Source organism: Psychromicrobium ferritrahens, assembly GCF_043789415.1.
Classification (GTDB): domain Bacteria; phylum Actinomycetota; class Actinomycetes; order Actinomycetales; family Micrococcaceae; genus Renibacterium.
The window spans coordinates 493,900-504,596 of the sequence record NZ_JBDLLW010000002.1; the positions used below are offsets into that span (position 1 = coordinate 493,900).

Annotated in this window: 11 protein-coding genes; all 11 read right to left on the reverse strand. The window is 63.4% G+C overall.

Annotation, left to right across the window (positions count from 1 at the left end; all coding sequences use genetic code 11):
- Window positions 1–28: 28 nt before the first annotated feature.
- The 11 genes from xerD to ABDK06_RS12080 all read right to left on the reverse strand — a co-directional run bounded on the left by xerD (window position 29) and on the right by ABDK06_RS12080 (window position 10,442).
- Complete coding sequence (xerD, locus tag ABDK06_RS12030) at window positions 29–1,006, reverse strand: site-specific tyrosine recombinase XerD (protein WP_394941276.1); 978 nt, start codon at window positions 1,004–1,006, stop codon at window positions 29–31.
- Window positions 1,003–1,689 (reverse strand): NUDIX domain-containing protein, encoded by a 687-nt coding sequence (locus tag ABDK06_RS12035; RefSeq protein WP_394941278.1) that lies wholly within the window; start codon window positions 1,687–1,689, stop codon window positions 1,003–1,005. Before ABDK06_RS12035 ends, xerD begins: the two co-directional genes overlap by 4 nt.
- Window positions 1,689–3,431 carry a CTP synthase gene (locus ABDK06_RS12040; protein WP_394941280.1) on the reverse strand — a complete coding sequence of 581 codons (1,743 nt, stop codon included), beginning with the start codon at window positions 3,429–3,431 and terminating at the stop codon, window positions 1,689–1,691. The genes ABDK06_RS12035 and ABDK06_RS12040 overlap by 1 nt, the downstream gene beginning before the upstream one ends.
- 62 nt (window positions 3,432–3,493) lie before the next feature.
- Complete coding sequence (recN, locus tag ABDK06_RS12045) at window positions 3,494–5,197, reverse strand: DNA repair protein RecN (RefSeq protein ID WP_394941282.1); 1,704 nt, start codon at window positions 5,195–5,197, stop codon at window positions 3,494–3,496.
- Window positions 5,194–6,237: an NAD kinase gene (locus ABDK06_RS12050; RefSeq protein WP_394941284.1), complete on the reverse strand. Its 1,044-nt coding sequence runs from the start codon at window positions 6,235–6,237 to the stop codon at window positions 5,194–5,196. Before ABDK06_RS12050 ends, recN begins: the two co-directional genes overlap by 4 nt.
- Complete coding sequence (locus ABDK06_RS12055) at window positions 6,234–7,055, reverse strand: TlyA family RNA methyltransferase (protein WP_394941286.1); 822 nt, start codon at window positions 7,053–7,055, stop codon at window positions 6,234–6,236. The genes ABDK06_RS12050 and ABDK06_RS12055 overlap by 4 nt, the downstream gene beginning before the upstream one ends.
- Complete coding sequence (locus ABDK06_RS12060; protein ID WP_394941288.1) at window positions 7,042–7,278, reverse strand: hypothetical protein; 237 nt, start codon at window positions 7,276–7,278, stop codon at window positions 7,042–7,044. The genes ABDK06_RS12055 and ABDK06_RS12060 overlap by 14 nt, the downstream gene beginning before the upstream one ends.
- A gap of 17 nt (window positions 7,279–7,295) precedes the next feature.
- Entirely contained in the window at window positions 7,296–8,273 is a 978-nt protein-coding gene (locus ABDK06_RS12065; RefSeq protein ID WP_394941290.1) for an HAD-IIA family hydrolase, read from the reverse strand.
- Complete coding sequence (locus ABDK06_RS12070) at window positions 8,266–8,934, reverse strand: tetratricopeptide repeat protein (RefSeq protein ID WP_394941292.1); 669 nt, start codon at window positions 8,932–8,934, stop codon at window positions 8,266–8,268. Before ABDK06_RS12070 ends, ABDK06_RS12065 begins: the two co-directional genes overlap by 8 nt.
- Entirely contained in the window at window positions 8,931–9,767 is an 837-nt protein-coding gene (locus tag ABDK06_RS12075) for a hypothetical protein (RefSeq protein WP_394941294.1), read from the reverse strand. The genes ABDK06_RS12070 and ABDK06_RS12075 overlap by 4 nt, the downstream gene beginning before the upstream one ends.
- 192 nt (window positions 9,768–9,959) lie before the next feature.
- Entirely contained in the window at window positions 9,960–10,442 is a 483-nt protein-coding gene (locus tag ABDK06_RS12080; RefSeq protein WP_394941296.1) for an SRPBCC domain-containing protein, read from the reverse strand.
- Window positions 10,443–10,697 lie beyond the last annotated feature (255 nt).

Below are 10,697 nucleotides of genomic sequence, written 5' to 3' on the forward strand. Positions count from 1 at the left end.
GAGCCGGCCCGGTTGAGACTAGAACAGCTCATCCCAGAGCCCTCGGATGCGCAGCCGCATAAACCTCGCGCAGCGTATCCACGGTCACCAGGGTGTAGACCTGAGTGGTGGTCACCGAGGCGTGCCCCAGCAGTTCCTGAACAACTCGGACGTCGGCTCCGCCCTCCAGCAGGTGCGTTGCGAAGGAGTGCCGCAGGGTGTGCGGTGAGACGTCTTTGGTGATCTGAGCCTTTTCCGCGGCGGCTTTCAGAATGCTCCAAGCGCTCTGCCTGCTCAACCGCCCGCCCCGCGCGTTGAGGAAAAGCGCGGGAGTCGCCTTTCCCTTGGCGGAGAGCAACGGTCTGCCACGCACCAGATAAGCATCCACCGCGCGAGCCCCATAGGAGCCGAGGGGCACCACTCTCTCTTTGGAGCCCTTACCGAAGAGCCGGACCACGGCGCCCTCTGGATCCTGCTGAGAGGAGCCAAGCACGTCGTCGACGTCGAGCCCGATGGCTTCAGAGATCCGGGCCCCGGTGGAGTAGAGGAATTCCAGCAGTGCCCGATCCCGCAGGCCGGTGGGGCTGTCATTCCCCGAAGCATCTAGAATCCGGCTTACTTCATCCACGCTGATCGCCTTGGGCAGCCGCCGCCCCGGCATCGGCGGATGGACTTCACTGGCCGGGTCAGCCGGGCTGATTCCCTCTAAGGCCCAGAACTTGTGCATCCCCCGGACAGCGACGATGGTGCGAGCCGCAGAGCGCACTCCGAGCACGCTCGAACCGTCGCTGCCGGTGGCGATCGCTTGAGCGAAGGCGGTGATGTGCTTGGCGGTGATCTCGGTGGGAGCACCGACGCCCTGAGCCGCCAGGAAAGTCAGATACCGGTTCAGATCACGCTGATAGGCGGCCATCGTATTGGCCGCCAGGCCACGTTCCACCGCCAGGTGTTGCAGATAATCACGCAGGGCGCGACGAAGCGGCCCGGGGAGCTCCGGAGTTGCTCCAGCCGTGGCCGCCACTGTCATGGGTTCGCGGTAGCGCCCTGGCCGAATGGCGGCTGAGCAGGCTGCGCTTCGGTGGGCCACTGGCTGGGGTGCTCTGGCCACGCCGAGTCCGCCGGGCGCAGCTGCTCAAAACCGGTGGAACGAGCTGCTGCGGCCGCGAGCAGACCGCTGATCGCGCTGAAGGAGTGCATTCTGCCGGTGAGAGCAGCCGTTACGGCCTCGTCCAAGGGCACCCAGCGTAACTGGATCTCCGATTCCTCCGCGGTGCGGACATGGCGTTCGGCTTCCGGAACCTCGGAAATCCCACGCGCCAGATAGATCCGCACTGCTTCCGAGGAAGACCCCGCGGAGTTATTGACGTCGAGCAGCACCCGCCAATCGCTCGCCAGCAGATCCGCTTCCTCCGCGAGTTCGCGAGCCGCGGCGAGCTGGAAATCCTCACCTTCAATATCCAGCAATCCAGCGGGGATCTCCCACAGTGAAGCCCGTACCGGGTGCCGGTACTGCTTCAGCAGCAATACCTGCTCGGCCTCATCGAGCACGACGACGGCGACCGCTCCGGGGTGATCGATGTACTCCCGGGTGAGCTGCTCCCCGCCGTCGTTCAACTCAAAGGTCTCGGTCAGCACATCCCAGATCCGACCATCGAAAGAGACTTCCCTGCTCAGTACCTTGCGGAAATCCGGCTCGTCCTGAAAGGTCACTAGACCTCCAGAAGACGGGTTTCGCTCTGCCGTACTAGAGCAGCTTTGACCAATCCGACGAAGAGCGCATTCGGCCGGGTGGGTCGCGAGGACAGCTCCGGATGTGCCTGAGTGGCAACGTAGTAGGGGTGGACCTCACGCGGCAGTTCAACGTATTCCACGAGCTTGCCGTCGGGTGAAGTACCGGAGAAGACCAGACCCGCTTCGGCGAGCTGAGGACGATACTTATTGTTGACTTCGTAGCGGTGCCGGTGGCGCTCGCTCGCCGTGGTAGCACCGTAGGTCTCAGCGACGACGGAGCCCTCCAGAAGCTTGGCTTCGTAGAGTCCGAGCCGCATGGTGCCGCCCAGATCGCCCTTGCCATCGACGATATCGAGCTGTTCTTCCATCGTGGCGATCACGTGGTGCGGCGCTTCGGGCTCGAATTCGGAGGACGAGGCGCCCTCCAAGCCCAGTACATTGCGCGAGTACTCGATCACCATGCACTGCAGGCCCAGGCAGAGACCGAGCGCGGGCAGCTGGTTCTCGCGAGCAAATCGCAAAGCGCCCAGCTTGCCTTCCAGACCGCGGATGCCGAAGCCGCCCGGAACGCAGATAGCGTCCACGTTCTCCAGCGCCTTGGCCGCGCCTTCCGGGGTGGAGCAGAGGTCCGAGGGCACCCAGCGGATCTTGACATTGGCGCTATTGGCGAAGCCACCGGCGCGCAGCGCCTCGGTGACCGAAAGGTAGGCGTCCGGCAGGTCGATGTACTTGCCAACTAGCGCTACCTCGACCTGATGCGAGGGGTTGTGCACCGCGTCGAGCAGCTTGTCCCAGGTGCTCCAGTCCACATCAGTGAAGGGCAGGTCCAGGGCGCGCACAATATAGGCGTCCAGGCCCTGAGAGTGCAGGGTCTTCGGGATGTCGTAGATGCTGGGAGCATCCGCCGCATTGATCACCGCGTCAGTATCGACGTCGCACATCCTGCCGATCTTGGCGCGCATCGCGTCCGGCACTTCACGGTCCGAACGGATCACGATGGCGTCGGGCTGAATGCCGATGGAACGCAGCGCGGCCACTGAGTGCTGGGTGGGTTTGGTCTTCAGTTCCTGGGACGGACCGATATAGGGCACCAGGGAGACGTGCAGGAAGAAAACATTGGCGCGGCCGATGTCCTGTCGGACCTGTCGGGCCGCTTCCAGGAAGGGCTGCGATTCGATATCGCCCACCGTGCCACCGATTTCGGTGATGATGATGTCGGGTGCTTTGCTCGAGGAGGAGCCGTCCGGCTGCTCAGCGGCGGGTAAACGCATCCGGCGTTTGATCTCATCGGTGATATGCGGGATGACCTGCACGGTGTCGCCGAGATACTCACCGCGACGCTCTTTGGCGATCACCGTGGAATACACCTGACCGGTGGTCACATTGGCTGAGCCTTCGAGGCTTTCATCCAGAAAGCGCTCGTAGTGCCCGATGTCGAGATCCGTCTCCGCCCCGTCGTCGGTGACGAAGACCTCACCGTGCTGGAAGGGGTTCATCGTGCCGGGGTCAACATTGAGATAGGGATCGAGCTTCTGCATGGTCACCGAAAGACCACGAGCTCGAAGGAGGTGTCCCAGGCTGGAGGCAGTCAATCCCTTGCCGAGAGAGGAAGCCACACCGCCAGTGACGAAAATATGGCGCGTTATAGGCGCCGAAGAGCTGTTGGAGGGACTTGAGAACCGGGAGAATGATCGCTGCACCACGGAATTCAAGCCTATCATGTGCTCGGCCGGTGGAGTACCGATTTGTCGCAATGAAACGCCGGGCATTCCGCAACTGACCGTCAGGCCGAGCTCCGCGCCTCGTCCAGGAGTTCCTGAGCATGAGCCTGAGCACTGGCGGAATCTTCCTGCCCCGCCAGCATTCGGGCCAGTTCCCGCACCCTCTCCGCCTCGTCCAGGGTGTGCACATCGGAGGAGGTAAACCCGCCATCGGAAGTCTTCAGCACCCGGATGTGGCTATCGGCGAAGGCCGCGACCTGAGGCAGGTGGGTCACCACCAGCACCTGAACGTGTTGCGCCAACATCGCCAGCCGACGTCCGATCTCGACCGCGGCCTTGCCACCCACTCCGGCGTCGACCTCGTCGAAGACGAAGGTGGGCACCGGATCAACGGCTGCCAGCACGACCTCGATGGCCAGCATCACCCGGGAGAGCTCGCCCCCGGAGGCGCCCTTGCCCACCGCGCGGGCGGGAGCGCCGGGGTGGGGCTGTAACAGGAAGGCCACCTCATCAGCGCCATACGGACCGCGAGAGGCATCCTTGACCTCGATCTGCAGTTTCGCATCGGCCATCGCCAGGGCGGCCAGCTCAGCAGTCACCCGTTCGCTGAGCTGCTTCGCGGCCTGACGCCGCCGTTCGCTCAATTCCGCGGCCTGCCCGTTCAGCTCGGCATCCGCCGCCTCCAGCTCAGCCTGCAATTCCTCGATTCTGGCCGAATCGTCCTGCAGCTCGTCCAGCCGACGCCGCGAAGTCTCCGCCCAGAGCAGCACCTCATCGACACTCGGCGCGTATTTCCGGGTGAGCGCTGCGAGTTCACCGCGCCGGTCTTCGATCGCTGCGAGCCGGCCGGGCGCATCGGCGTCCAACCCTGAAACGTAGCTGGCCAGCTCCGCGGCCACATCAGCTAACAGATACCCGAGCTCGGAAACCCGTTCTGCTGAGGCGCGCAGCACCTCGTCGTGCTCGGCGACCTGTTCGAGGGCCCGCTTAGCGCTGTCCACGAGGGTGGTGGCATCGGGCGCCTCACCGAAGTCCTCGGAAATCAGTGCTTGATGAGCCTGCCCGGCAGCCAGCCGCAGGGCCTCCACATTGGAGAGCTTAATGGCTTCCGCCTTCAGCTCGGCGTCCTCACCGGGCTGCGGGTCGAGTGCCTCGATCTCAGCGAGCGCCCGGCTCAGTTGCTCCGCTTCGAGAGTCCGTTCGCGGCCCTGAGTGCGCAATTCCTCAAGCTCCTGCTGCACCGTTCGCCAGCGCTCGTACCTGCCACGGTAGTCCCGCAGGAGCACGGTGAAGTCCGCTCCGGCAAAGGAATCCAGGGCTTCGCGTTGCGCCGTGGCGCTCTTCAGCCGAATCTGATCGGATTGGCCGTGCACCACCACGAGCTGCTGACCAATTTCAGCGAGCACAGCGATGGGTGCCGCCCGACCACCGACGATAGCTCTGCTTCGGCCGTCCGCCGAAACGGTCCGGGTCAGCAGCAGTTCGGAGCCGCCGTCGTAGTTCTCCAGCTCTCCGCCGGCTTCCTCTGCTTGGAGCAAAGCGGGGTGTCCCGAGGGCAACTGCACTGTCGCTTCAGAGGAGGCGGCTTTCGCCGTCAAACGAACGGTTCCAGAGTCTCCACGGGCACCGAGCAACAGGCCGACGGCGGTCACCACCATGGTCTTACCGGCTCCGGTTTCGCCGGTCACCACGGTGAACCCGGGTTCCAGTGGCAGAGTGGCTTCGGCGATGACTCCGAGGTCGCGGATTCGTAGTTCTTCGATCACGGCGCGGGTTCTTCCTCCGGGCTGACAGGATTGATCGCGGTGGGGCCCGAGGTGGGGCCGCTCTGGGCGAAGGGGACGCGACGCTTGGCTTGCACCACGGGTATCGGCCTGGTGCCGACCCGATCGGCTTCCGGTACTGGCCCTCGCCAGCCTTGGATCGGGAGCTGAAACTTACGCACTAATCGCGCTGAGAAGGGCACATGAGAGATCCTGGCCAATCGCACCGGGGTGCTGGACCGGGTCACTTCGATGCGTGATCCGGGTGGCAGCGGCCAGGATCGGCGTCCGTCGCACCACATCACCCCGTGTGCACCATTGCGTTCCAGAACTTCGACGGCGAGCCGAGACTGCGGAGAGACCACCAGGGGCCGGGCGAACAGGGCATGGGCACTGATCGGCACCATCAGCATGGCGTCGACGTCGGGCCAGATCACCGGCCCACCAGCGGAAAAGCCGTATGCCGTTGAACCGGTGGGGGTCGCCATCACAACCCCGTCGCAACCGAAAGCGCTCAGCGGGCGACCATCGACTTCGGTGACGACTTCGAGCATTCGTTCCCGGTCGCTCTTCTCCACCGAGACTTCGTTGAGCGCCCAGGTATGGGCGGCTTTCTCACCCGCCACCCACAACGTCACGTCGATGGTCATGCGTTCTTCAACGGTGTAATCCCGGCGAACCACCCACTCCACGGTCTGCGCCAGATCAGCGCGCTCGCTCTCCGCCAGAAAACCCACATGGCCAAGGTTGACGCCCAGCAGCGGCACTTCCAGGCCGTGCACCAGCTCGGCGGCACGCAGAATGGTGCCATCGCCGCCGAGCACCATGACCAGTTCCAGGTCGGTCAGCTCAACGCCTTCACCCAGGGTCCGCGCCGGCACCGTGAGCGGACCGAAATGCGCCAATAGATCAGCGATGTCCTCCGCGGTCATCACCGCTTGCAGGCCGGAGGCCCGCAATTGCTCGCAGACCTGCAGGGCCGCCGTCATCGAGTCTTCCCGACCGGTATGGGCGAGGATCAGAACCCGACGCTCCTGGCTCATGCTTCTCCTTCCGCAGCTGCTCTGCCGCTGGGCCATTGTTGTTCGATAAAGTCGTGCACTTCGAGCTTAGACTGCTCCCCCGGCATCGGCTTGGTCAGCCAGAGAAAGTACTCGACATTCCCGTCCTGCCCGGGGAGTGGGCTGGCTGCCAGTCCCCGTACCATGAGTTGCTGCTGAACCGCTGCTTGCACCACCCCGCTGACCGCACGACGCCGTTCGGCCTCGGAGCTCACTACCCCGCTCTTCGCCAGGCGTTCCCTGCCGACTTCGAACTGCGGTTTCACCATCAGCAGCAGATCGCCGCCCGGCTGAGTGCTTTCGGCCAGCTGAGCGATCACCAAGGTCAAGGAGATGAAGGACAGGTCGGCGACCGTGAGCGCGACCCGGCCGCCGAGCTGCTCTGGGCTGAGATCCCGGATGTTGAGTCCTTCATAGACCTTGACTCGTTCGTCCTGACGCAATTCGCTGACCAGCTGGTCGTGGCCGACGTCCACCGCGCACACCTCAAGCGCACCGGCTTCCAAGAGCACCTGGGTGAACCCACCGGTGGAAGCGCCGGCGTCGAGACAGCGTTGTCCTGCCACGGTCACCTCGGGAAAGGCTTGTAAAGCACCAAGAAGCTTATGGGCCGCCCGGGAGACGAAACGGTTTGATTCGCTGGATTTCACCTCGATCGCTTGCTCGCCGGTCACCTGCTGGGAGACTTTCCTGATCGGCTCGGCATCGATCAGAACAGCGCCTTCGGTGATCAATTTGGCAGCCTGAGTCCGCGAACGGGCCAGTCCTCTGTTGACCAGTTCCTGATCAAGACGGGGCATTATCAGGGCCGGATTCGAGCTCGGTGAGCAGCTCGTCGTGAAGCTGCTGGTAGATCGCCGGGTGCTCAGCGACCGGGCTTGTCGGTAGCTCTGCCAAGCTGCTCAAAAGCTGGTCAACGGCTGAGTCTCCGGTTGCCGCGACGGCTTCCGGCCAACTCGCTGGTTCCGCGTCAAGCAAGGAACTCTGCCCGCTCGGGGCCTTGAATTCTTCGGTTTCAGCCATGCTGCCAGTTTAGCCGGTCACCACTTCAACTGGGGCTCGGTGGGCTGCTCCGTCTCGGGGTGTTGCGCCCACCAGGCAGCGCAGGCCGCTCGCCAACCGTCCAGTGAGTCCTGTGGCGCGTCCACCGTGATGTGGGTGCCCCGAACCACGGCGCTAGCCTGAGCGCACCACCAGTGATCGCCCTGCTGGAGGACATCGGGGTAAGGTTTCAGCAACCCCGGAAGGTCCGGCAGTAAATAGCTGGGCCGCTCGGCACTGCGCGCTATCAAGGCGTGCCAGGCGCTGTCGATCCCGGTGAGTACCAGGGCGGTCGGCATACCTGCGTTATTGCCACCGAGGATGTCGGTGTCCAGGCGATCTCCGACCATCAGCGGGCGGCTGGCGCCCAAGCGTCGCGCAGCGAGTTTGAACATCGCCGCCTGCGGCTTGCCCGCCACGATCGGGGTCTTCCCGGTCGCATTGCTCACGGCGCTGACCAAAGAGCCGTTACCGGGGGCTATCCCCCTGGCCTGAGGAATGGTCAGATCGGTATTAGTGGCAATCCACACTGCTCCGGCACTGATCGCGAAAGAGGCCTCAGCCAGATCCTTCCACCCCAGGGAAGGGTCGAAGCCTTGAATCACAGCGTCCGGCCGATCATCTGCACTGCTCACCACCGTCAGACCCTGGCTTTTCACTTCGGCTATCAATGCCTGGCTCCCGGTGACCAGAACCGTGGCGCCCGGGGAAACCTGCTCAGCAAGCAGCGCAGCACCCGCTTGAGCTGAGCCGAAAACCTGTTCGGCATTAGCCGGTGCACCGAGATCGCTGAGATGCTGAGCCACCTGAGCCGGAGTGCGCGAAGCATTATTGGTCACGTATCCGAGTGCCAACCCGGCCCGGTGCAGGCTTTGCAAGGTGTCAACAGCACCCGGGATGGCCGTCGGCCCGGCATAGATCACGCCGTCAAGATCGCTCAGCAAGGCGTCGAAGGCGCTGATCAGGTTTTCAGTCACTCGGCTGCTGGTCTTCGTCGTCTTCGTCACCAAGATCGATGATCTCAGGATCTTCGTCACCGGTCAGCGCCTGATCAGCGAGTGCTGCTTGACGGCGCCAAGAGGCGGCTTCCTCAGCGCGGCCCACAGCTTCGAGAGCGTCCGCATAAGCACGGAATAGCCGGGGCGAGTAAGAGAAGGCGCGGTTCTTGTCCAGCTGTGGAATTTCCAGAGCAGCTAGGGCGGCGTCCTGCTGGCCCAGATCGGCTCGTGCCCCGGAGACCACCATGGCTAATTCCACCTGTCCTGCGGCGTCCAGGTCGGCGGCTTCTTCGCCACGTGCCATGTCGAGCGCTCGATCGGGGCGTCCCAGCCCGCGCTCGCTATCCGCCATCAAAGGCAAATGCACATTCGAGCCCGAGATCCTTCGGAAGGTGCGGAACTCGCGTAAGGCTTCGCCGTAATGCCCAGCAGCATAGGCGGTCAGACCCACGGCTTCTCGGACCGCGGCGAGCCGGCCACCGCGACGGCTCGCCGCCAGGGCATGCTGGAAGGCCAGTTCCGGATCCTCGTCGATCAAACGACCGGCCATCACTAAGTGCTTTGCCACCCATTCACCGTTGCGGGTTTCCAAGGTTCGCAGTTGCGCGCGAGTGACTTTATCCAGCTCTGCACCGGTCACGCCTTCCTCAATGTCTGGCGAACGCTCACGGTCAGGGCGGTTCGCGCTGCGCAGATCCCGCGGGTTGTGAACCTTAGCGGGAGCGTCCGACCGTTCACGGCGCTCCCCACGTTCACCGCCTTCGGCAGAGCGAGACGGGCCCCCGGAGTTGAACCGGCGGTAACCATTCGAGTCACGGTCCTGGGGGAACTTGCGCTCGGGACGGCTTCCGGACGTCGAACGGTCAGAGCGTTCGAAACGTTCTGGGCGGTCGCTGCGCTCAGGGCGGGCCGAGTAGCCTGGCCGATCCGGGCGTTCGAAGCGCTCTGGACGATCCTGACGGTCTTTCCAGGGAGCGCGGCGTTCGCCTCCGGAAGTTCGATCGGAACGTTGAGCAGCACCAAACCGGTCGCTTCGCGGTTGATCCGAGCGGGTCCGTTCGGATCTTGGTCTGTCGGTTCCGGAGCGGTCGAACCTTGGTTTAGCAGAGCGAGGGCTGTCTGATCTATTGCGATCCGCGCTGTTTCGATCCGCCCAAGGCCGGTCTGCCCGAGAGCCTTCCCGGGCCGGCTGTCCGTTACCAGGACGCTGCTCACCGCTGCCGTCTCTGCTTTGCGCTTCTCTTGACTGACCATTTTTGTTTTGGTCATTTCTATTGTGGCCGCTGCTACTCTGACCACCACGGTAGCCGCCTTCACGGGGCGCTCTGCGCTCTCCGTCTTCAGTTCGCCAATCTTTGCGAGGTGTTCCGCCGCTGCGGGGAGAGTTGTGGGCTGAACGAGAAGAGGCCCGCTCACCGCCGCGACCGTGAGGCGAACCGCCTTCGCGAGATCCGCGGCTCCGGTCGTTGCCACCGTATTCAGCCATTAGTACTCCTCACCCGCGAGCAGCACTGGTAGTCCGCTCTCCCCTATTGATTAGATCTCTATTCTAGTCGACTCATCCTAGCTTCAACATCTGGGGCCGGCTCCACGAAAATAAGGCTTCCTGCGTGTTCCGAATTGCATCGGCGTCCTGCACTCTTGCGGCACGCTGGAACGCTCTGCTCAGGAAACTGGCCCACCCATGAAACGGGCATAGCAGCCAATGATGAAGGGCCAATCAGCATACTTCGCATACTGTTCTTGTCCGGCGGAACCCACCGCCCAGCCCTCGTGAAGCAGACTGACAGTCGTTCCCTCGTGCTGTGCTGCAAAGCGCACCGAAAGTCTGGTGGGCATCGTCGGATCACCGCCGAGATAAAAGTCCAAGGCGATCGTTGTTGGCTGTTGCCAGTCCAGCACATTGGCCCATAGATGCTGCCTTCCGTCCAGGGCCTCTTCGAGCAGGGATTGCCTCTCAAAACCGAGGTGCGAATCTACCCCGAAAGCGCTGTAATCAGCGAGCGGCCACCAGAGATGGATCAGATCGGTGAATGCTTCAAAGGCCTGTTCTGGAGGTACCCGCACCAGAACATTGACCTGACGGGGCGGTGGAGCTGAGGTCGCCGGAGGATCGTTTGGCTCTGGGTGAGAGAACAGTCCATCCATAGTGTTCAAGGATATCCGGTTGTTTCGCGCGGGTGGTGGGTGTTCTGTCCCGATGTGGTGCGCGCGTTGTGGCTTTGGTTTGGTGTTTGGCGCGGGTGGTGGGGGTTTTGTTCCGGGGTTGTGTGGCCGGGTGCCCGGGTGGTGTGTTGTGTTTTAAGTGGTTCAACCCCTAGCGTCGTTGCTAGGGGTTGATCCTTTTGAGGTGTTGTCCGGCGGTGTCCTACTCTCCCACACCCTTCCGAGTGCAGTACCATG

What these genes read in the sequence shown, in the direction of transcription:
- xerD (WP_394941276.1), bottom strand. Translation starts at nt 1,006, where the DNA reads ATGACAGTGGCGGCCACGGCTGGAGCAACTCCGGAGCTCCCCGGGCCG.
- ABDK06_RS12040 (WP_394941280.1), bottom strand. Translation starts at nt 3,431, where the DNA reads ATGATAGGCTTGAATTCCGTGGTGCAGCGATCATTCTCCCGGTTCTCA.
- ABDK06_RS12050 (WP_394941284.1), bottom strand. Translation starts at nt 6,237, where the DNA reads ATGAGCCAGGAGCGTCGGGTTCTGATCCTCGCCCATACCGGTCGGGAA.
- ABDK06_RS12055 (WP_394941286.1), bottom strand. Translation starts at nt 7,055, where the DNA reads ATGCCCCGTCTTGATCAGGAACTGGTCAACAGAGGACTGGCCCGTTCG.
- ABDK06_RS12060 (WP_394941288.1), bottom strand. Translation starts at nt 7,278, where the DNA reads ATGGCTGAAACCGAAGAATTCAAGGCCCCGAGCGGGCAGAGTTCCTTG.
- ABDK06_RS12080 (WP_394941296.1), bottom strand. Translation starts at nt 10,442, where the DNA reads ATGGATGGACTGTTCTCTCACCCAGAGCCAAACGATCCTCCGGCGACC.